The 22733-nt window shown below is 54.4% G+C and carries 17 protein-coding genes; 12 read left to right on the top strand and 5 right to left on the bottom strand.

Features of this window, described 5'->3' with window-relative positions; translation table 11 throughout:
• Positions 1 to 2 precede the first annotated feature (2 nt).
• Genes arsA through AC13H5_RS11540 form a run of 4 tightly spaced genes read left to right on the top strand, consistent with a single transcriptional unit; the run spans position 3 to position 5023 of the window.
• On the top strand, positions 3 to 1760 hold the full coding sequence (arsA, locus tag AC13H5_RS11555) for an arsenical pump-driving ATPase (protein ID WP_483545788.1): 1758 nt from the start codon (positions 3 to 5) through the stop codon (positions 1758 to 1760).
• Entirely contained in the window at positions 1757 to 2035 is a 279-nt protein-coding gene (locus tag AC13H5_RS11550; protein ID WP_215192142.1) for a Fe-S cluster assembly protein HesB, read from the top strand. Before arsA ends, AC13H5_RS11550 begins: the two co-directional genes overlap by 4 nt.
• A 30-nt stretch (positions 2036 to 2065) precedes the next feature.
• Positions 2066 to 3352 carry an arsenic transporter gene (locus AC13H5_RS11545; RefSeq protein WP_483545787.1) on the top strand — a complete coding sequence of 429 codons (1287 nt, stop codon included), beginning with the start codon at positions 2066 to 2068 and terminating at the stop codon, positions 3350 to 3352.
• A 12-nt stretch (positions 3353 to 3364) separates the two neighbouring features.
• Positions 3365 to 5023, top strand: coding sequence for an FAD-dependent oxidoreductase (locus tag AC13H5_RS11540; protein WP_483545786.1), 1659 nt, complete (start codon positions 3365 to 3367; stop codon positions 5021 to 5023).
• Positions 5024 to 5204: 181 nt separating this feature from the next.
• Here the strand turns inward: AC13H5_RS11540 and AC13H5_RS11535 are convergent, their stop codons facing one another.
• Complete coding sequence (locus tag AC13H5_RS11535) at positions 5205 to 6335, bottom strand: GGDEF domain-containing protein (protein WP_483545785.1); 1131 nt, start codon at positions 6333 to 6335, stop codon at positions 5205 to 5207.
• A 214-nt stretch (positions 6336 to 6549) separates the two neighbouring features.
• Here AC13H5_RS11535 and pulA point away from each other — a divergent pair, with 214 nt between their 5' ends.
• From pulA to AC13H5_RS11500, 7 genes are all read left to right on the top strand, one after another.
• Entirely contained in the window at positions 6550 to 9471 is a 2922-nt protein-coding gene (pulA, locus tag AC13H5_RS11530) for a type I pullulanase (RefSeq protein ID WP_483545784.1), read from the top strand.
• Between the two features lie 226 nt (positions 9472 to 9697).
• Entirely contained in the window at positions 9698 to 12520 is a 2823-nt protein-coding gene (locus tag AC13H5_RS11525; protein WP_483545783.1) for an EAL domain-containing protein, read from the top strand.
• A 104-nt stretch (positions 12521 to 12624) separates the two neighbouring features.
• Positions 12625 to 13698 (top strand): nitric oxide synthase oxygenase, encoded by a 1074-nt coding sequence (locus AC13H5_RS11520; RefSeq protein ID WP_483545782.1) that lies wholly within the window; start codon positions 12625 to 12627, stop codon positions 13696 to 13698.
• Between the two features lie 18 nt (positions 13699 to 13716).
• On the top strand, positions 13717 to 14133 hold the full coding sequence (locus AC13H5_RS11515) for an RDD family protein (protein WP_233004560.1): 417 nt from the start codon (positions 13717 to 13719) through the stop codon (positions 14131 to 14133).
• A gap of 133 nt (positions 14134 to 14266) precedes the next feature.
• The gene (locus tag AC13H5_RS11510) at positions 14267 to 15118 is read left to right on the top strand and encodes a DegV family protein (RefSeq protein ID WP_034778790.1); all 852 of its coding nucleotides are present in this window, start codon (positions 14267 to 14269) and stop codon (positions 15116 to 15118) included.
• Positions 15119 to 15138: 20 nt separating this feature from the next.
• On the top strand, positions 15139 to 15462 hold the full coding sequence (locus AC13H5_RS11505) for a thioredoxin family protein (RefSeq protein WP_034778789.1): 324 nt from the start codon (positions 15139 to 15141) through the stop codon (positions 15460 to 15462).
• A 107-nt stretch (positions 15463 to 15569) separates the two neighbouring features.
• Positions 15570 to 16487 carry a DUF5996 family protein gene (locus tag AC13H5_RS11500; protein ID WP_483545781.1) on the top strand — a complete coding sequence of 306 codons (918 nt, stop codon included), beginning with the start codon at positions 15570 to 15572 and terminating at the stop codon, positions 16485 to 16487.
• A gap of 8 nt (positions 16488 to 16495) precedes the next feature.
• Here AC13H5_RS11500 and AC13H5_RS11495 read toward each other — a convergent pair whose 3' ends face one another.
• From AC13H5_RS11495 to AC13H5_RS11480, 4 genes are all read right to left on the bottom strand, one after another.
• Positions 16496 to 17770 carry an RNA-binding domain-containing protein gene (locus tag AC13H5_RS11495; RefSeq protein WP_483545780.1) on the bottom strand — a complete coding sequence of 425 codons (1275 nt, stop codon included), beginning with the start codon at positions 17768 to 17770 and terminating at the stop codon, positions 16496 to 16498.
• A 96-nt stretch (positions 17771 to 17866) separates the two neighbouring features.
• Positions 17867 to 18595 carry a DUF4261 domain-containing protein gene (locus AC13H5_RS11490; RefSeq protein WP_034778786.1) on the bottom strand — a complete coding sequence of 243 codons (729 nt, stop codon included), beginning with the start codon at positions 18593 to 18595 and terminating at the stop codon, positions 17867 to 17869.
• Between the two features lie 86 nt (positions 18596 to 18681).
• Positions 18682 to 21003, bottom strand: coding sequence for an ABC transporter permease (locus AC13H5_RS11485; RefSeq protein WP_483545779.1), 2322 nt, complete (start codon positions 21001 to 21003; stop codon positions 18682 to 18684).
• A 5-nt stretch (positions 21004 to 21008) separates the two neighbouring features.
• Positions 21009 to 21707 carry an ABC transporter ATP-binding protein gene (locus AC13H5_RS11480; RefSeq protein WP_214796898.1) on the bottom strand — a complete coding sequence of 233 codons (699 nt, stop codon included), beginning with the start codon at positions 21705 to 21707 and terminating at the stop codon, positions 21009 to 21011.
• A 168-nt stretch (positions 21708 to 21875) separates the two neighbouring features.
• Here AC13H5_RS11480 and AC13H5_RS11475 point away from each other — a divergent pair, with 168 nt between their 5' ends.
• Positions 21876 to 22706 (top strand): DegV family protein, encoded by an 831-nt coding sequence (locus AC13H5_RS11475; RefSeq protein WP_214754012.1) that lies wholly within the window; start codon positions 21876 to 21878, stop codon positions 22704 to 22706.
• Positions 22707 to 22733: the final 27 nt, after the last annotated feature.

The following is a 22733-nucleotide window of genomic DNA, read 5'->3' as shown; positions in this document are numbered from 1 at the left end:
GAATGAATCGCTTTGACTTCACGACAATCGAGCCGACTCGTTACGTATTTTTGACCGGGAAAGGCGGTGTCGGCAAAACATCGACGGCGTCGAGCCTCGCCTTGACGCTCGCTGACCGCGGGAAACGTGTCTTGCTCGTCTCGACCGACCCTGCGAGCAACCTTCAAGACGTGTTCGAGATGGAACTTGACGAGACACCGCGCCTCGTCCCGGATACAGGTCTCGCTATCGCGAACTTCGACCCGGAAGAGGCGGCGCAACAATACATGGAACGTATGGTCGGCCCTTATCGCGGCGTGTTGCCGGACGTGGCCATCCAGTCGATGGAAGAGCAACTGTCCGGCGCCTGTACGGTCGAGATTGCGGCGTTCGACCAGTTCACCGAGCTGTTGACGTCCGAGTCGGCACGTGAGACGTACGATCACGTCATCTTTGACACGGCGCCGACTGGTCACACGTTACGGTTGTTGACGTTGCCGAGCGCGTGGGATGAATTTTTAAAGACGAACACGACTGGTGCGTCTTGCCTCGGTCCGCTCGCTGGTTTGGCTGACAAGCAACTGCAGTATAAACGGGCCGTCGAGACGCTCACCGATGGCGAGGAAACGACGCTGTTGCTCGTCGCCCGTCCCGAGACGTCGACGCTCGTCGAGGCGGCGCGAGCCGCGACCGAACTTCACGCGATCGGGATCGAACGGATGCAACTCGTCATCAACGGCATCGTCGCAGTCGAAGAAGGGACGGACCACTATACGAAACGGTTCATCGAGCGTCAACAACAAGCGCTCCGCGAACTTCCAGACGGCGTCGCCGGCCTCGAGACGTTCACGCTCCCATATGCCTATGAGAACCTCGTCGGTGTCCCGGCGCTCCGCCGTTTTGTGAACGGAGAGACGGTCGCCGTCCCGGACACACGTTATGACACGAACCGTTACGGATCCATCGATCGTCTCGTCGACGAAATCGAGATGGACGGACCAAACGTCATCATGACGATGGGGAAAGGCGGGGTCGGCAAGACGACGCTCGCCTCGCTCGTCGCCGTCGCGCTCAGTGAGCGCGGGCACGCCGTCCATTTGACGACGACGGACCCGGCCGCGCATGTCGCCTTTACGATCGGGTTGGACGTCCCGGATACGTTCACCGTCGATGCGATCGACCCTAAAATTGAGATTGAGAAGTACCGGATGGATGTGTTCCGGGAAGCGGGGGAAATGAACGACGAGCAGCGCATGATGCTCGAAGAGGACTTGCGCTCGCCGTGCACCGAAGAGATCGCCGTCTTCCGCGCCTTCGCCGATCAAGTGGCGAAAGCGAAAGACCGCTTCGTCGTCATCGATACGGCGCCGACGGGTCACACGCTTCTCCTCTTGGATGCGACCGAGAGCTATCACCGCGAACTCGAACGGTCGACCGGGGTCGTCCCGGAAGCGGTCCGCGAGCTGTTACCAAAACTGCGCGACCCGAAACAGACACACGTCGTCATCACGACGCTTCCTGAAGCGACCCCAGTGTATGAAGCCGAGCGGCTCGTCGCTGACTTAGAACGGGCTGAGATTCAACCGTTCGCCTGGGTCGTCAACCAATCGTTCACACCGCTCGACGTGACGAGCAAGCTGTTTACGGCGAAAGTCGCGAGCGAGGCGCCTTGGCTCGAGCGTGTGAACGCCTATCCGCGCCCGACGTTACTCGCCTGGCAAGAACAGCTGCCGGTCGGTTATCCGGCACTGTCACAACTACTCAAGGAGGAAGTTACATGAACGTTACGAATGAAGCGATCGATTTTATGAAAGATGCACTGATTGAAGAGGAAATAAGATCGGTTCGCATCTGTACGGAAGCCGGGTGCTGTGGCCCGACACTCGGTCTCGTCGTCGCGGCTCCGGAAACGACAGATGATGTGAAAGATTTTGACGGACTCACGTTCGCCGTCGCGAAAGATGCCGAAGCGATGGCGGAGAACGTTACGCTCGACGTCGAGTCGACAGGAGACGGCGTCAGCCTCGTGCTTCGCGGCTTACAACAGACGTGCTAAACAAATAGAGAATTATTGGAGGAACTCATTGTGCAGTGGATTGCTAGTTTGATTTTTTTGGTGACGCTCTTCCTCATCATCAAGCAACCGAAAGGCCTCGGCATCGGTTACTCGGCGATGGGGATGGCGGTCATCGCCTTACTCACCGGGGTCGTCAATTTGGACGACGTCGGTACCGTTTGGGGCATCATTTGGAACGCGACGTTCACATTTATCGCCATCATCATCATCTCGCTCATCTTGGACGAGATCGGATTTTTTGAATGGGCTGCCTTACATATGGCCCGCATCGCCAAAGGCGGCGGCGTGAAGCTGTTCGTCTATATCACGTTGCTCGGTGCGCTCGTCGCGGCGTTGTTCGCCAACGACGGAGCGGCGCTCATCTTGACACCAATCGTGCTCGCCATGGTGCGAGCGCTCAAGCTGCCGGACGCGGTCGTGTTGGCATACGTCATGGCGTCCGGGTTCATCGCCGATACAGCGAGTCTGCCGTTCGTCGTCTCGAACCTCGTCAACATCGTCTCGGCCGACTTCTTCGGCATCGGTTTCGCCGAATATGCGGCGCGGATGGTGTTCGTCAACGTATTCGCCGTAGCCGGAAGTTTGCTCGTCTTGTATTTGTATTTCAAAAAAGACATTCCGAAGCAATACGATTTATCGAAACTCGTCGAGCCGGCCTCGGTCATCAAAGACCATCAAATGTTCCGTTTGTCGTGGGTCGTGCTCGCACTTCTCGTCATCGGATACTTCACGAGTGACGTCATCGGCATCCCGGTCTCGCTCGTCGCAGGCGTCATCTCGTTGTTCTTCCTCATCATGGCGAACCGTTCACCGGCCGTGCCGACCCGGTCCGTCCTACGCGGTGCGCCTTGGGCGATCGTCTTCTTCTCGCTCGGGATGTACATCGTCGTCTATGGTCTGCAAAACGCGGGACTGACGCAAGTGCTCGCCAACTTCATCGACTGGTTCGCCGTGAACGCCTTCAGCGCCACGTTCGGGATGGGCTTCTTGGCCGCCATCTTGTCATCGGTCATGAACAATATGCCGACCGTCATGATTGACGCGCTCGCCATCGATTTGACGAATACGACCGGTCAGATTCGGGAAGCGCTCATCTATGCGAACGTCATCGGGTCCGACCTTGGTCCGAAGATTACACCAATCGGGTCACTCGCAACGTTGCTTTGGCTCCATGTGCTCCGTACGAAAGGGCTTAAAATCGGTTGGGGTCAATACTTTAAAGTCGGCATCATCTTGACGATCCCGACGCTCGCCATCACGTTGCTCGGACTATATATCAGCCTAATACTTTACTAAGGAGTGTTTTTTATGAAATTGGTCATCATCGGTTCAGTCGCCGCCGGTACGTCGGTCGCGGCAAAAGCACGTCGTAACAATGAAGACGCACAGATTACGATTTACGATCGCGATTACGATATCTCGTACTCAGGTTGCGGCATCCCGTATTACGTCGGCGGCGAAGTCGAGTCACGCGACGATTTGACGCCTCGTGACGCGGCGTTCTTCAAAAAACGTTATCAACTTGACGTCATGACACGACATAACGTGACGGCAATCGATGCCGACGCACAGACGATCACGGTCGAGAACCTCGAGACAGGCGAATCGTTCACGGACAGCTATGACCGCCTTGTCCTCGCGACAGGCGCCTCGAGCATCATCCCGCCGATCCCGGGTGTCGACTCGGACAACGTGTTCCCGATCCGTAACATCCAGAACGCGGAAGCGACACGCAACTTCGTCGACGCAACGAATCCGAAGCACGCGACGATCATCGGCGCCGGCTTCATCGGCCTCGAGATGGCCGAGCAGCTCAAATTGCGCGGCATCGATGTGACGATCATCGAGCGTTTCCCACAAGTGATGCCGCCGCTCGACAAAGACATGGCGTGCCGGGTCGAAGATCACCTCGAGAAGAACGGCATCGAGCTCATGCTCGGTGAGACGGTGACGGAACTCATCGGTGACGGTCACGTCGAACGCGTCGTCACAGAGAGCGGCAAGACGATCGACACCGACCTCGTCATCCTGTCGGTCGGCGTCCGTCCGAACACAGAACTCGCCAAGTCGATCGGGGTGACGATCGGGGAGACGGGTGCAATCGCCATCAACGAGCGCATGGAGACGAACGTGAAGAACGTCTATGCGGCCGGCGACGTCGCCGAAAGCTTCTCGCTCGTCACGGGTAAACCGATTTGGCGTCCGCTCGGTTCGACGGCGAACAAGATGGGGCGCGCTCTCGGTGACCTCATCACGGGCGGCGACCTCGAACACCGAGGCATCCTCGGGACGGGCATCTTCAAAGTGTTCGGCCAAGCGGTCGCGCAGACCGGTCTATCGGAACGTGAGGCACGCGAACTCGGATACGACATCGAAGTGCTCCATAACACGAAACCGGATAAGCCGGCCTATATGGGCGGGAAAGACATGACGATCAAAGCGATCGGTGACCGGGCGACACGCCAATTGCTCGGCGTTCAAATCGTCGGGTTCGAAGGTGTCGACAAACGCATCGACGTGTTCGTCACGGCGATTACGTTCAAGGCGAAAGTCGATGATTTGTTCCATCTCGATCTCGCTTATGCGCCACCGTTCTCGACGACGAAAGACCCGGTCATGTACACGGGCATGGTGCTCGCGAACAGTATGGACAAAGCGGCTCGCCTCATCACGCCGGCCGAACTGCAAAAGCGGATTGATGCGGGTGAGGACATGCAAATCATCGATACACGCAAAGCCTCGCAGTTCGAGAAGGCGTGCGTTGACTGTGCCGTCAACATCCCGCTCGGTGATTTACGTGCGGCCGCCAAAAATATGGACAAAGACAAGCCGACCGTCGTCTATTGCAACGGCGGTGTGACGGGGAACGCGGCCCAAAACGTGCTCCGCAACCTCGGGTTCACTGATGTCTATAACTTGTCAGGCGGAAACAAGAACTATCAACTCTTTAAAAAGTACGGGAATTAACACAGACGACGTCCGAATCAATCGGGCGTCGTTTTTTGTGTGCTGAGAAGTACGGGGAACAGGATATTATCGGGTGTTGCATGAGAAGGACGAAACGTTCAAGCTGAGCTATCGTTGGTCCTTAGAGGCGTTAGAAGAATGGAAGAAACTATCATGAACCCCTGATGCCGCGCATCAGGGGTTAGTTCGCTTTCTTTTCATTCCACTTGCCGAGCCGGTTGCGTCCGCTCCGTTTGGCGACATATAAGCCGACGTCGGCTTTTTTAATCAGTTGGCTCGACGTGGCGATTTTGGACTCTGACGTGCTGGCGATGCCGATGGAGACGGTGACGTCAATGAACGATCCGTCTGGCAATAAGAACGGCGTTTCGGCGATTTGCCGCAAATAGCGTTTGCCGATGACGAACCCTTGCGACAACGTGCAGTCGGCCAATAAAACCGAGAATTCTTCGCCGCCGTTGCGGCAGACCATGTCATCGGTCCGGGCGGTTTTCGTCAACCGGTTGCCTAATTCGATCAAGATGGCATCACCGGCATCATGGCCGTACGTATCGTTAATCGATTTGAAATGATCGATGTCGAGGAAGAGCAAGGCGACGTCTTGCGTTCCATTGATCACTTCTTCGTCGACGCGCTTCATCTCTTCCTCGAAGCGGCGGCGATTGCCAAGTCCGGTCAACGCGTCGGTGAAGGCCGCTTCTTTATATTTCGAGATGAGCCGTTCCGAGCGTTGGATTTTATGGATGCCCCCGTAGACGATATGGAGCAGGAATCCGGCCGAGTACCCGATGGTGATGAAGGCGAGGAGCGTCATCACATACGTTTCGATTTGATTATAATTGCTGACGTTTAACAATGAGAACAACGAGATGAATCCTAGGCTGATCGCATTGACGATTCGGATGTCCCGCGCCGGCTTGATTCGTTCACGGAACCATAGGAAAGCGACAGCAATCGACGCGGCGAGCGTGTAATCTAGAAACGCAATCAACAAAAGCGTCTCGGTCAAGATGAACGGCAAAACGAGAATGCTCGCGACATATGTGATGCGTACACCCGGCAGGCCGAAGTAGAGCGCCGACATGATGATAGGGACAAACCCGTATTGAAAGTCGGCTTGCGCGTTCCACAACACGCCGTGGAGGGTGATCACAATCGACAGCCCGGCAAGTAAGAAGGAGATGGTGACTTGACGCCGGAGCGGGAGCTTCGTCGTCACGCCAAGCTTCGTGAGGCGCGAGATGATATAGAGGCCGACCAGCAACAGACTGGCGTTGGCGATCAAGTTGTTAATGAGGTTCGTAAGTGACATATATTTAAAATTCCTCCCCTAACTTCTATATACAGTCCAATCGACCAATAATGCAATCGTTTTTCAAATGGAAAATAGAGGGGGTTTCCCAACCGATGGCGCAAAGTGGAAGGGGTTAGGTGTTTGTCTAGAAAAACATTGAATTCCGAAAAGGAAACGTTTACAATTTTTGTGTAAGCGTTTTCCTAAATTAATGCTACAAGGAGGGACCCACATGGTCAACAAGCGATGGAAACAGGTATGGGCAGTTGTGCTAACGTTTGCACTAGTGTTCTCAATGTTTCCGATGTCATCGTCCGCTCTCGATAAAGGCAAATCGACGCTCGTCGTCGTTCACTATCAAGAGGCCCCGGACAATCAAACGGATTGGAACTTATGGCTTTGGGCGAATAACCCAGATTATTTCCCGAATAAAGCCTTCGCCTTCAACGGCGAGGACGACTTCGGAAAGGTGGCGGCCTACGAATTCCCGGTCGATTCACCAGAAAAGCTCGGTCTCATCGTCCGTACGGACAACTGGGAGAAGGATAAAGGGTCTGAGAACGACCGCTTCATCACGAGCGATATGATCAAAGACGGCGTTGCCGAAGTGTGGATCAAGTCAGGCGACTCGAAGATCTATACGTCGAACCCGGACGGGGAGACGGCAGCAACGGACGTGGATATGAAAGTTCATTACTTCCGTTACGACAATACATATACCGACTGGGGTCTTTGGACATGGCCAGACGGTGGCGACGGGCAAAGCATCAACTTCGATGAGACGGACGCATACGGTGGCGTGGCGAACGTGAAGTTCGCGAACCCGGACGCGAAGAAACTCGTCGGGCTCGTCACGAAAAAAGGGGAATGGGCCGAAAAAGATGGGGAAGATCGGTTCGCGCTCAGCACAGCGAAAGAGATTTGGCTCGTCGAAGGCGATTCGACGATCTACTACTCAGAACCAGAAATCGATCGCTCACCGAAAATCGTCTCATTCGAAGCGGACACGTTCCGTCAAGCGGAGCTCACGCTCAACCGCGTCATCGATGAGACGTTCTTGAGCGAATTGACGGTCGAAGGTGCGACGGTCGAGTCGGTTGAGAAATCAGGCGACAAATCGGTCACGGTCCGCTTCAGTGCCGATATCGACTTGGCGGCGGTCATCACGGCGAAACATCCGACGTTCGGAGATAAAGTGCTCCAAGCGGGCGACGTCCTCCGTTCACCGGAGTTCGATGCGAAGTACGCCTATGACGGCAAGCTCGGCGTGACGTACAAGCACTCAAAATCACAGTTCGTCCTGTGGGCCCCGACGGCTCAAGACGTCAAGCTCGAACTATGGAACATGCCGAAAACGCGTCCTGCTTCAGATAAAGACTTGAAGAAGACGATTTCGATGAAGCGTGGCGAGCGCGGCACGTGGGTCGCTGAAGTACGCGGCGACTTGGATGGCATTGGCTACACGTACAACGTCAAGCACGCGTCAGGCAGCGTCCGCGCGGTCGACCCGTACGCGACGGCGGTCGGTGTGAACGGGGACCAAGGGGTCGTCGTCGACTTGAACGAGACGAAGCCGAAACGTTGGAACTCGATGAAACCGAAATTGGCGAAACGGACAGATGCCATCATCTATGAGACGCATGTCCGCGACTTGTCAATCTTTGACGTCACGTCAGACAAGTATGACTCAGGCATTACGAACAAAGGCAAATATCTCGGCGTCGTCGAGCCAGGGACACGTCTCCTCGTCAACGGCAAGAAGACAGCGACGAAGACAGGCCTCGACCATATGAAAGACCTCGGCGTCACGCACGTCCAGTTCATTCCGGTATACGACTACAACACGGCCTCGGTCGATGAGACGAAACCGGATGCATCGTACAACTGGGGGTATGACCCGAAAAACTATAACGCACCGGAAGGCTCATACTCGACGAACCCGTATGACGCCAAAGTCCGGATTCGCGAGATGAAACAAATGATCCAAGGCCTCCATGACAACAACTTACGCGCCGTCATGGACGTCGTCTATAACCACATGTTCGATGCGCAGGCGTCGAACTTGCACAAGATCGTCCCAGGATACTACTATCGTTACACTGAAGGCGGCGACTTCGCGAACGGAACGGGCGTCGGCAACGACACCGCGTCGGAACGCAAGATGATGCAGAAGCTCATCGTCGACTCGGTCGTCTATTGGGCAAAAGAATACCATTGGGACGGGTTCCGTTTCGACCTCATGGGCATCCATGACGTCAAGACGATGAACCAAGTCCGTTCGGCGTTGAACAAAGTGGATCCTTCCATCCTCGTCTTCGGCGAAGGGTGGGACCTCAGCACGCCACTCGACCCGGCGAAGAAAGCGAACCAGAAGAACGCATACAAGATGCCAGGCGTCGCACACTTCAACGACAACATCCGCGACGGCTTGAAAGGCAGTGTCTTCGTCGACACGGACAACGGCTTCATCAATGGTAAAGCCGGCCTTGAGAACCGCATCAAGACGGGAATCGTCGGCGAAATCGACTACAGCGCCGACATCAAAGGCTTCACGAAAGAACCGACGCAAGCGATCACATACGTCGAAGCGCACGACAACCACACGCTCTGGGACAAGCTCGAACTCACGAACCCAGAAACGTCGGAAGCGGACCGCACGAAGATGCACCGTCTCGCGTCGAACATTCTCTTGACGAGCCAAGGAACGACATTCATCCATGCCGGTCAAGAGTTCATGCGCACGAAAGAAGGCGATCACAACTCGTACAAATCGCCGGATCGCATCAACCAAATGGACTGGAAACGGGCCGCCGACCGTAAGGCGGACGTCCAGTACATGAAAGGCTTGATCGAGATGCGTAAAGACAACCCAGGTCTTCGCATGACGAAAGCGGTGGACGTGAAGAAAAACTTGAAATTCTACAAAGCCGAAGCGAACGTCATCAGCTACTCGATCGATGACAAAGCACCAGGCCAGAAGAAAGACTTGTTCATCACGCACAACGCCAACGCCAAGACGGTCAAAGTGAAATTGCCGAGCGGGCAATGGAACCTCATCGTTGATGGGAAACAAGCGGGCACGAAGACGATTAAACGCGTCTCGGGCTCGGTCGATGTACCGGCTTATGGCTCGGTCGTCGTGAAACAACGCTAAAACGGGAGACCACGGCTCAATCGAGTGCGTGGTCTTTTTTAGCGCTTAAAATAATGACATTAATTTGAAAATATGTACAAAAGAGAGATTGTTCCCCTTATTTTCAAAAACAGAAGCGTATCCGTCTGGCCTCATCTTATATAATCAAGGTAATACGATATTCGTGTGACGTTCGTCACACCGGGGAGTGGTGGAAATGGGCTTCTTCCGACAATGGAAGCATGCATTGGAATCAAACGTTGAACAATTGGAACGTGGGGAACGGATCAATATCGATCCGTTGCTGCTCGATCAGTATCCGGACGCCGTCTACGTCCTAGACTGTGACTTGAGACTCGTCGACTCAAATGAAAAACTGTCGCTTCTGTTCAACGGGGAAGAAGAGCGGTTCGTCCATCCGGCCTCGTGGCTGCCGAAGGCCGAAAGTGAACGGGTCCAAGCATTCCATCAGCGGTCGCTCCAAGGTGAGACGGTGCATTACGAACTGCAAGCGCGGAACGCGGACGGACGCTCGATTCATCTGTCGATCACGAACACCCCCCTCTATACGGGACGGGTCATCACGGGTCTTTACGGGGTCGTCAAAGATTTGACGACGCAGACGGAGTTGCGGGAACGCTACAATCGGATGAAAGTGAGTCGCTCACTGTTCGAGCGAATCCCTGGGCTCATTTTGATTGAGCTCGACCTCGAGACCGGGACGTTCTATCATTCCCCGCAGACTGGGAACCTGCTCGGTTTGACGAAGCGACAGCTCGCCGACATGAAGCGGGAGGACTTCCGAAACCTGATTCATGAGGACGACCGGGGCGCGTTCGCGGCGGCGATCGAGACGTTGCTTCACGATCACTCGCAATTCGAGTATGAGACACAACTGCGCGCCTTCAACCCGAAGATGAAACAGTATTTGGAGTTGATTGTGAAGGTCGGTGTCTCGAAAGACCGAAAAGCCGTCACCTGGGCGATGTTCGACGTGACGAACTTGGTCACAGCCGAAGAAGAACTGACGAAGGAACGATCGAAAGTGAGGCAGTTGTGTGAAATCGTCGACTCGGTCATTTTTGAGCGCTATTTCGAATCGAAGCAATTCAAGTTTTTGACGCCGGGCTTCTCGCTCATCTTTGGTTATACGGAAGATCAATTCAATGCCCATCCGGACTATTGGCAAAAAGTCGTCGTCCCGGACGACGTCCCGAAAATCAAGCAGGCGCGGGAAGTGACGCTGAGCGGCAAACCGTCGACGTTCTCGTACCGGATTTTCGCCAAAGGGAACGTCAAATGGATTGAAGAGAATCGGGAACCCATTTTTTCTGAAGGCGGCCATGTCGTCGGATTCCGGACGCTCGTCAAAGACATCACGCAGTTGAAAGAGCAGCAAGAAGAGATTTGGCGTCTCGCCTCGCTCGACCCGATCACGAACATGCCGAATCGCGAATCGATCACCGAATCGGTGTATCATTTGACCCGGAAGCGCAATCCGTTCACGTTGTTCTCGCTGTCGTTCAACCGGATCGCGGAGATCAACCATACGTTCGGTTACGAACTTGGCGACGAGTGGCGTGTCGCGACGGTGAACCAATTGATTCGTCTCTTGCCGAAAGACGCGCTCCTTGGACATCTCGATGCGGATAACGTGCTCATCGTGTTGCCACGGCGCTTGGAAGACCCGGAAGTGCTCGCGCTCGGCAAGAAGCTAGGCACACTCTCGACCCACCGTTTCCGCGTCGATGTGTACGACTTGTTCGCCCGTATCTCGATCGGGGTGAGCCGATATCCGGAGGATGGCACACAGGCGAGCGAATTGATTAAGCACGCCTGTATCGCCATGAACCGGGCCGATAAGAAGATCGGGGCCCAACTGGAACTGTACTCGTCACAAATGGACATCGAATCGTTGAAGCGGTATGAACTGCTTCGGGATATGCGCGGTGCCCTTCAAAACAAAGAATTTTATTTGATGTATCAGCCGAAAGTGAACGCATGGACGGGGCAAATCGTCGGGGCCGAGGCGCTCATGCGGTGGACGCATCCGACGTGGGGCTCGATCTCGCCGGCCGAGTTCATCCCGCTCGCCGAGGAGAGCAGCCTGCACCTCGAACTGACGAACTGGTTGATTGAAGAAGTGTGCCGGTATTTGATGACGCTTCCGAAGAAAGTGCCGATCTCGATCAACGTATCGGCCAAATACTTGTACCAAGAACATTTCGAACATGTGCTCGAAGACACGCTCTCCCGTTATCACATCCCGGCAAGCTATCTCGAGGTCGAGATCTCGGAGACGTCGCTATTAGAAGACGCCCAACAGATCACACAAGCGTTCGAACGATTGAACGACCTCGGCATCCCGATCGCCTTCGACGATTTCGGGAAAGGGTACTCGTCGCTTGCCTATTTGCAGGCGTATAGCGCTCAGACGATTAAAATCGACCGGGTGTTCGTCCATAACGTCAACCAAAGCCGAAAGGCCCAAGGCATCATTCGGAGCCTGCTCCTCATCGCCGAGGAGTTTGGGATGAACGTCGTCGTCGAAGGCGTCGAGATGATGGACGACTTGCTCCGCCTCCGCGAGTTCGGCTGCCACGTCATCCAAGGATTCATTTTCAGCCGTCCGCTCAAAGAGTCGGAGTTCGAACAGGCGCTCGAGGCGGGCACGCTGACCCCGATCGAGGAATACGTCGAGACGATCCCGTCCTCGAGTCGCTTGATCCACGCCGGTATTACGATCACACGCCTGCGCGACCAAGACGTCGCGGTCGGCACGTCACCGATCGTCATCATGCGGCGCGGCTTCAAGACGATCGCCTTTTACGCGTCGATCCGCCTGCCAGTCGACAGTGACCTGAGCCTCGTCATCTTGCTAGATGATGGGATGGCACCGCTACCGATTCAAGTGACGCGGCTGACCGAGCTCGCCAACGGGCTTTACCAATATGAGGCGTCGTATGAACAGACGGTTGAACTCGAGAAGCGATTGACCGCTTTAGAGAGCGAAAAACCGCGAGGATTCACGATTCAAAAAGCGAAAGACTTGATCGATCAGACAGACTGAAGGCGAGCCAACACCGGCTCGCTTTTTCTGTACGCTAAAACTAGAAACCCGTAGCGATTTTCTCTAAGATGAGAGGGACAGACTACATAGAGGAGATCGACAACATGGACATGCAGGCAATCCGACACTTTTTCTCACAACTAGAAGGCGATTATACAGATCGGCTCGAGGCGATCGCCGTCGAGCTGGAGCAGACCGGGACGTACACGCTCACGACAGACGAGTTGATGGAAGGTGCGAAACTCGCCTGGCGCAACTCGAACCGATGCATCGGCCGGCTGTTTTGGCAGACGCTCACTGTCCGGGACGCCCGGGGCGTGACGACGTTCGACGAGGTGTTTGAGGCGCTCGTCGGCCATCTGCGCTACGCGACGAACGACGGGAAAATCCGTTCGACGATGACCGTGCTCCCGAACGAGTTCCGTTTGCTGAACGCGCAACTCATCCGCTATGCGGCATATGAGACGGAAGATGGGATCGTTGGTGACCCGCTCTCGCTGTCCATCACGAGGCAAGCCGAACGGCTCGGCTGGATCGGGGCCGGGACCGCGTTTGACGTCCTGCCGCTTCTCATCACCGACGGACGTGAGGTCCAGCTCTATGAACTGCCGGACGATGCGGTGCTCGAAGTCGAGATTCGACACGAGGCGTATGACTTATTCGACGGACGAACGGTCAAATGGCACGCCGTCCCGGCCATCGCCGATATGGAGCTCGAAATCGGCGGCTTGCGCTTCACGTCGGTCCCGTTCAACGGCTGGTATATGGAAACCGAGATTGGGGCGCGCAACTTGGCCGATACGGACCGCTATGATTTATTGCCCCTCGTCGGTACGTCGCTCGGGCTCGATACATCGAAAGAGCGGACGCTTTGGCGCGACCGGGCCCTCGTCGAGTTGAACGTCGCCGTCCTACAGTCGTTCGAGCGGGCCGGGGTGACGATTGTCGATCACCATACGGCGGCGAAGCAGTTCAAACGGTTCGAGAAGAACGAACAGGACGCAGGTCGTGAGGTGACCGGGCAATGGGGATGGCTCATCCCGCCCATGTCACCGGCCGCGACGCACGTGTTCCATCGTCACTACAATGACGAAATTGTGACGCCGAACTTGTTCGCCCGCTCGGGTTGTCCGTTTTCTGCGTTTCAAGCGAAGTCAAAAGAGGAATCAAAAGGCTAGACCCGAAACGAGAGGATGATGAACGTGGCAGTCCCAATTTGGAAACGCGCCGTTGCCAGTCAAATCGATCAATTCATTTTTCAAACGCCGGCGAAACTCGTCGAGAAGATGATTCGGAAGAAGCTGTTTCCTGGAAAAGATGTGAAACGGTATTACTTGCCGACGCTCGTGACGATCGCCGGAGAAGTGTATTTCTTGCTCAACAAAAATGGGCAGACAATCGGCGACCAAGTCGTCGGCATCAAAGTCGTCAGCCAAGACGGACGCCCGCTCTCGCTCGAGCAAGTCGTGAAGCGGACGCTTTATAAAGACGTTGTCTATCCAGCGACGCTTGGGCTGCCGCTCTTGAAGGCGCTCCAACAGATCAAGGCAGGAAAAGAGACGGAGTTGCCGCATGACGAGTTTGCCCATACGAAGTTGATTTCGACACGATGAGTCGAAGCCGAAGACAGTGCGACGATGAGTCTCGCTGTCTTTTTTCGGCCAAATCAGTCAAAAAGGAACGAATCCGAAAAATGAGGTATAATGAATTAGGAAAAAATTGAACGACCAATGGAGGATTTTTGTTATGACCAAAATCGCATGGATTACCGACAGCATGGCCAATTTCTCGAAGGAAGAGGCGGCCCGGCTCGGTGTCGATATCGTTCCGATTCAATTGATCGTCGACGGTAGCGGCTATAGCGAAGTCGATTTGTCACTCGAAGACTTGCACCGCTATATGATCGACCAAAAGAAAGAGGCGAAGACGTCGCAACCGATTTTTGGCGACTTCATCGCGCGCTATGAGCGCTTGAAAGAGGAAGGGTACGACTGTGCCATCGCCGTCCACTGTTCGAACGGGTTGAGCTCGACGGTGAAAAACTCGAGCGCAGCGGCAGAAGCAGCCGGCTTCAAAGTATACACGGTCGACTCGCACGCGGCGCTTGAAGCGCAGCAAGAGCTCGTCCGACTCGGGCTCGCCGCCGAGGCCGAAGGCAAATCAGCCGAAGAGATCGTTGCCTTGCTCGGAGCGTGGCGCGACAAGAAGAACTTCTTCATGATTATCGGGAATATGGAAACGATGCGCCGCGGCGGTCGCGTCTCGTCCGGTGAGATGTTCCTTGCTAACATCTTGAACATCAAACCGATCATCACGCTCGATGAGACCGGAAAAGTCATCCCGTTCAAAAAAGCACGGTCGCTCAAAAAAGCGTACGCTGAGATGGTAACCGAGCTTGAACGCCGCCACGCCGCGAACGGGATTCACCACAACCGTGTCTTCGTCCAGACGGCACTCGCGCCGGAAATGCAAGACAATCTCGTCGCGCTCATCCAGGCGAAATTGCCAGACATTGAAGTCGTCAAGACGCGCTTCTGCCCATCGATCGCGGTTCACGCCGGCTTTGAGACGGTCGGGGTGCTTTGGCTCGACGCGTAATCAAAAAAGGAGGGAGTTCGATGGAAGCTGTCACCACACTTTCGGCACTACACGACCGGATCGCGAGCACAGACCAATTGCTCGTCTACGTCTCGCATCCGACCTGTAGCGTCTGCCACTCACTCAAACCGCAAGTCGAGGAGATGTTGACGGAGTTCCCCGATATCGAGGCGGTCGCCATCGATTCGGATCAGGTGCCGGAGATTGCCGGAGCCTACTCAATTTTCACCGTCCCGGTCGTCCTGTTTTTCCTCGACGGCAGAGAGACGCTCCGCCGGGCCCGGTTCGTCCCAATCGGCGAGCTGACCCATCAACTCGAGCGTCTCCAAGAGATGCGCGGTTAAATCCACAGACACTCGTCTGTGGATTTTTTTTGGTTGTTTGCGTCGAGGAAGGGGAATCAGGAGAGTAGCTGCGTCACTTGTTCGAATGAAGAAATGAGGAAACGCTGATGGAAATCATACGCCACTCCGAATGGGCGGACACGAAGCTCACGCTCCATCTCGTGTCGCAAATTCTTGGGAAAATCAAACTCGGCCTCGCCCCGCAAGAACCGCAGTGGGCCCACGTCATGTTACCGCTCACCGTGAATGGATTTTCGACAGGACCTCTCTGGAGCGGGTGGACGCTGTTCGAGATTGACATCGACGTCGCAGCCTCGGTCATCACGGTGCAGGTCGAAACCGCTACGACCGTGATTCCGCTGACGGACGGGAAGCCGATCAAGTCCTATTATGAGGCGATGGTCGACGCACTCCATGCATCCGGCATCACCGTCACCATTAACCCGAAATCGCAAGAGATGCGCGACATCTGGTGGCTCGACCGCGATGAGACCCCGCTCGCCTATGACACATCGACGGCCCTGAAAGGGGTGCGCCTGTTCCAGTACGCGGCGCGGGAACAAGCGGCGTTTCTCGCCCCGCTCCGATGCCGGAAAGTGAAGCCGGCCTTGTTTTGGGGAACGTTCGACGTGTCATCGCTCATCGTCTACGGAAAATTCGAGCCGTTCCCCGAGGACAAGGTGATCGAGAAGGCGGCGTTCGACGAGCACATGATTGAGTTCGGCTTTTGGCTCGGTGACGAGTCCGTCGACGTGCCGACGTTCTTCATCTTGCCGTATCCGTTTCAATACACCGACCTCGGCTCGGAGCGGCTTCAACCTGTGGACGCCTACTACGACGCCAAGATGAGCGAATGTTTTTTGTCGATTGAGAACGTGAGTCGGGCAGATGACATCCAAGCCTTCTTCCGGACGTCGTTCGACCTGTTGAGTGATCAACTCGGGTGGGAAGGGCGCGCACATTATTTCTTGCCGCTCGATATGCCGGCGCAACCAAAACAAGAGCCCACAGACGAAAGTCTGTGAGCTCTTGTTTAGTTTAACGTACGGTAGCGCGTCGTTCGACCGTTTCCGACACGGGTCACTTTTCGTTCGGCTATCAACTGTTCGATCAGTTTTCGGACAGTCCCTTTGCTTTTATTCAAATAGGCTTCGAGTTCTCTTGTCGTAAATTCGGACTGTTGACTAAGCCATTGTTCGAGTTCGTTTTCGTCAGAGTCTGGTGTCGTTAGCTGTTGTTTAGGCAACGTCACGACAAAGGCGTTCGGACTCGTAGTCCAGAATGGTCGTTCGAGACTTTCTTTGTAGCTTTCTTTGATTCGTTGTAACCCGGTACCATAACTTTCAATCCATTTCAGACGATACAATACATTGGCTAGTTTTGGATTACGGCTCTGAGAAATACCTAAATTGATATCCTCGATCGTTAAGCCCTTCACGAGTCCGCCGACCGAGACGATTTCGATTCGGTTTTGGAATAAATGAATCAAGATGCTACCGCTAAAACTATAATCGCGATGTGTAACGGCATTTACAAGAGCTTCTCGCAAAGCAGGACTAGGATAACTTTCGGTCTCGAGCCGTTTTAGACCGACGAAGCGTGCTGACGTGGCATTGTTCAGACTAAGGTATTCATAGACGGATTCGACTTGCGCGAGAATGGAGCCACTAAATTCTTTACGATCTTGAAATTCAAGCTTGTCGTTCCCTAAATAGCGGGCGCATTTGATTGAGTGTTCGCATTGGTCAGAAAGAAGGAGCCCTAAATTTGTGTAATAACCATCATCTGTCATCAGGCCAAGTGTACGTTGTTGCTCGACACCAAATTTGATGTTCGTTTGAGCAAAAAAGTGAGAAGCTTCCTCGAAAGTCAGTTCCTGTTTCAAACTACGCATCGTTTCAAAGTTCGTCCCATCTGATTCGATAATCATTTGGCGGATGTTTTCTTCAGAGGCATTTGTGACAGACGTACCGTACCGAATGAAAACACCCGATGATTTCATGCCTTTTCTCTTCAAATGATAAGGGCGTCTCGTTCCGCGGGCCACAGCTATCTTTATGACCTCTTTTTTGTCGAGCTCAACCACTTCTAAATATAAATGGACTAGAATAGCTGGTTGAATGTTGTCATGTAGCTTGTTTGATACTGCTTCGAGTTGTTGATGTGCGTTAGGGACACCGAGGACGGTACCATCATCTTCTATACCGATATAAAGAACACCACCTTGCGTGTTGGCGAACGCAATCACTTCGTGAACGACAGCGTCTGTAAGTTCTCGCTTGAACTCAACCGTAGGCGACTCTTTCATATGATTCACCTCTAATCTATTATTTGTATAGATTAATTATAATCGATTAATCAAAAAAAGATCGATTTGGACGGGAGTCCGAATCGATCGCCATGTTCAACCTTCAGTTGTCTGTGGCACGAGGTAAATCAAGCCGAACGGGTTATGGAGCAAGTTGTCGATGGACGTCCGCTCGTCTTCACCCATCTCGACCGTAAACGTTTTGCCGTCCTCGAACGTGAAGCTGTCCCCGTCCCCGAACATCGATCCACCCGAAATGAGGTGGAAGTTGAACGAATGGACGACGTGAATCGCGTCTTCAATTTCGAGCGTGGCCGGTACGGCGACGTCGGCGTGACCGAACGCTTTCATGCCCCACGAGACGTAGGCGTCTTCTTCTTCCGTGATGGCTGTGAGAAGCGAGTAATCGAGAGCGAGGTCTTCTTCTTTCGACTCTTGCCATTCGTCTTTCGAGTAGGCGACCCCAGCCGTCTCGACCATGACGCCGAGTCCGCCGGCGTTCAAGATCGCATTGGCCGCACGGCGGGCCGCCGCGATGTCCGTCACGTCATTGACGTCGACGATCAAATAGACGATGTGCGTGTGGCGGGTAAGCCCTTTCGCGATTTTCGGCGTGAAACCGCCCGAGCTGGCATGAATCATCGCTTCGGCGAGAGCCGGGTCGCGCTCGACGACTTCGACCGTGAACGCTTTTCCGGTCTCATCTTCTAACAGCAGTAGGCCAGCCATCGTGTAGCCTTCGCTATGTAAACTAATTTGTTCGCTGACTGCCTCGGCCGATGACCAGTTTCCTGGGATGGCGAGCAATACTTGTGTACGGTTCATAAGAATCATCCTCTTCTTCAAATAGTCAGGCCCCTCACAGGGAGAGGCCTGGTCTCTTCTCTTATTATGCCCTATTTGGCGAAAAATTATTCTTGATACGTCTTCAATACTTCTTGGAGCGGAATCTGATCGATCTTGCGACGGCTGATGAACGTGCTTGCAAAGAAGAGGAGCGTCACCGCACCGAGTGTGTAAAGCAGATAAATCCACTCGAACTCGAGCGGCAAGACGAGTCCATAATCTTCCGCGAACACGACGATGATGACCCGCAAGATGACGAGGGCGATCGGGATGCTGAGCAGGGCCGAGATGAGCGCGTAGATGAAGTAGCTATTGAGAATCATCGAGCGGACCTCGCGCCGGTCGTAGCCCATCACTTTCAAGAGCGAGATGACGTAATAATTTTTCTCGACCGTGAGTGCGGTCAAGACGAACAGGATGCTGAAGGCGATCAAGGCCGATCCGCCAATCATGACGTTCATCATCAAGTTCATGTACTCATTGATCGATTGGGACTGCTCAATCAGACCGCTTCGTGAGATGACCGTCGGATAGTCCGTCTCGTCCGGCCGTTCGGTCGCATAAATCCCGTTGAACAAATCACGTTTCGTCCCGCCCGATAATTGTTCGCTGAGCGTTGCCCGAGGCAGGTAGACGACATCGCCCGCATATTCGTCGGCGATACCTCCGATCGGGTACGACAACGTCTCGTTGTCGAGTTCGATGTCAAGCGTGTCCCCGGTCTCGAGGCCGAGCTTCAAGGCGAGTGAGGCGTTGACGATGATCTCATCCGCTTTCGGTACCAGTTCGTTCCCGTCTTCGTCTTCGAGAGGGTAGAGTGTGTTCGTCGCATCGAGCCCTTTCAACGTGACAAGGTTGTCTTGAGCGAAGGCGAACGGGTAGGTGAGGAACGGCTCTTGTCCATCTTCGAGCACGGGTTGCGTCGTCGTGTACGCCTCATATTCATAGTCGGCCTCGTTCAACTCGCCGACCGTCATCCGGTCGACCGCCCCGTTCATCATGAGGGCGAAGACGATGAGGAGCGTCGAGAACAGGATACCGAAAAAGAAGATGATGAAGCTGCCTGTGCTTTTGACGGCGTATAAATATTTGAATTTCGTCTTGCCGCGGGCGTTCCGGAGCAGACGGCTGACGATGCGGCTCAGTCGATTGAGTGAGGCGTTGTCTCGAGGCGACAGCAAAGCGAGAGCGCTCTCGCCCATGATTTTGTAGATGACGGCTCCCGCCACGAGCGCGAAGAACAGGAGCGGGGCGAAGACGGCCGTGAGAAACACGAGCGGACTTTGGGCGATGGTGATGGACGGCAACAGATAAAAGTCGAGATACAGATTTTTGAGCGGCTCGGCGAAGTAGAGCCCGAGGAAATAGCCGATGACGAGCATGAGCGTCGCGAACAACAAGATGAAGACTAGGTACGGGACCGCGATTTGGCGGCGGTTGTAGCCAATCGCTTTCAAGAGCCCGATTTGTCCGCGCTCGGCCTCGAGCATGTTCGAAATCAGGATGGCGACGATGATGACGGCAATCGAGACGATGAACAGGCTCAAGCCGAGCGCCATCGCTTTACCAGATGAGATCTCGCTATAGATGGCGCCGCTGCGCATGATGTTTTCCGTTTCCATGACCGAGATGACGAACGGGAGCTCGACGTCGGTCACGACCGTCCCGTCAGTGACACCGGCAAGGCGGAACGATTCGGTTCCAATCACCTCGTCGTAGGCGGCGTCCGTCATCAAAAGGAGTGTCTGCGTGCCGGGATCCAAATTGAAGAAGTTCTCATCAAACAGCGGGAGCGTGTAGTCCGGGAACAAGACGAATCCGCTCACCGTGAAAGGGGTACCGAGGTCGAGCGAATCACCGATTTCAATCCCGTTCTTCTCGGCGTATTTCGCATTGATGGCGATCTCATCGTTTTGCTCAGGCCGCTTGCCAGCCTCGAGATAAGACACGTTGATCGTGTCCGCTTCTTTCAAGACGAGTCCGCGGTGTTCGCTCGAGCCGAACGGGTAGGTCAATAGCTTCGAGGCGCGGAGCTCAAGCGTCGCGCCGTCCATCTCGCCCTCGACGGCGTCGATGCGTGCCGCGATCAAGTCATCGAACGCCGCCTCGTCGACACGTTGCAAGTCCGAGAGCGTGTAGCGGCCGGAGGCGATGAAGTCCGCCAACTCAGGCAAGGCCGCCTCTTCTTCCGTGACCCGGTTCAGCATCTCGACGGCAAAATCCTCTTGATTCGATGAGGCGAGATACTCCTCGGTCGGCACTTCGATGCCGCTGATGCCATAAAACATCATCGTATACGTGAGCGAGCTCATGACGATGATGACGGCGATGGCAAGGAGCTGCATCCATTTGCCGGCGAGCGTCTTCCATACGTTTTTATACAGCATCTGTCTCACCCCCAGTGGATGTCGCGAGCGGCTTTTCGGACCGGGTTGTGCGTATACTCCACGATTCGTCCCGAGTTCATTTTGATGACGTCATCGGCCATCTCACTGATGCCCGTGTTGTGCGTGATGACGACGACCGTCTTGTTGTACGTCTCGTTCAAGCGCTCGAGCAGTTCGAGCACCCGTTTTGAATTGTCCTCATCGAGCGAGCCCGTCGGTTCGTCGCAGAAGATGATGGACGGATTTTTGGCGAGACTCCGGGCGACCGAGACGCGTTGTTGCTCGCCGCCCGACAATTGGTACGGGTATTTGTCACGGGCAGCCGCTAACCCGACTTGATCTAACAACTCTTCGATTGGGAGCGGGTCGGTCGATAAATCGGCCCCGATTTGAACGTTCTCGTAGACGGTCAAGTTTTGGAGTAGATTATATTGTTGAAAGATGAAGCCGAGATGGTCGCGTCGAAACGCTGTCATCTGCTCGGACGATAAGTCCGTCAAGACGGTGTCACCGAACGTGATCGTCCCGGACGTCACCGTGTCGAGGCCGCTGATGACGTTCAACAACGTACTCTTGCCGCTCCCGCTCGGGCCGAGGATGACGACGAAGGCCCCGTCATTGATTGTCAAATCGATGTCTTTCAACGCCGCGGTCTCGACATCCCCGGTCTTATAGATTTTATTGACGTGCTGAATGTGAATCATACCGATTCCTCCTTTGTCCGATGTTATCTTTTACCCGTTTCGAGCACATCGCGGACGGGAATATGTGAAACTTCATAGGATTTCAATTTTGAAAAAATAGTGAAACCGCTTCACCTGTGATAAAATAATATTACCAGGTACTAATCTTGATTGAAGGAGAATCCTACTATGAAAATTGCTTATATTACGGACAGCACGGTCGTCCTTCCTGATTCGATTCAACACCACCCGGACATCCATATCGTTCCGCTCTACGTCGTCAAAGGCGACCAGCCGTATAAAGACGGGGTCGAGGTCGATGCCAAGACTGTGTACGAATGGATCGACGCAGGTGAACGCGTCTCGACAAGCCAACCGGCCATCGGCGACTTCGTCACTTTGTATGAGAGCATCAAAGACCAATATGATATGGGCATCGCCGTCCACTTGTCGTCGGACTTGAGCGGGACGTATTCGGCATCGGTTCAAGGCGCAGAGATTGCCGAGTTCAAACTGCTCGCCATCGACTCACGTGCCGGCATCTACACGATGGGGCTCATGCTCGAAGAGTTGATTGAACGCGTCGAGCGTGGAGATACACTCGAGGACGTCGAAGCGTATATGAAACAACGAGTCGAGGACGTCCACATCGAATTGATTTTGCAAAACTTGACGCAAATGCAAAAAGGCGGCCGGATCTCGAAGTCGAAAGCGCTCATCGGGAATATGTTGCAATTGAAGCCGGTGCTTCGCTTCGAAGACGGTCTTATCGTTCCGTATCAAACGGTTCGGACGTATAAGAAGGCGCAAGCCCAGTTGTTCGAAGCGCTCCGTCAAGTCATCGATTCGGGTGAATGCACGGACGTCTCGATTTTCCACGGGAACGTGCCAGAACTGGCCGAGTCGTGGAAACGTGAACTCGGCGACAAAGCCAAAATTCGGGTCGACACACTCGCACCGCTCCTTGGGGCCCACACGGGGTCAGGCTCAATCGGTTTTTCGTTCTTAAAAGCAAAGTGATGACAGGATCGTGACGCGAGTCGCGAT

The organism is Exiguobacterium sp. FD-YE-25-4, assembly GCF_057004685.1.
The sequence above is the reverse complement of the archived record's forward strand: the minus strand, read 5'-3'. Positions and strand labels throughout refer to the sequence as shown.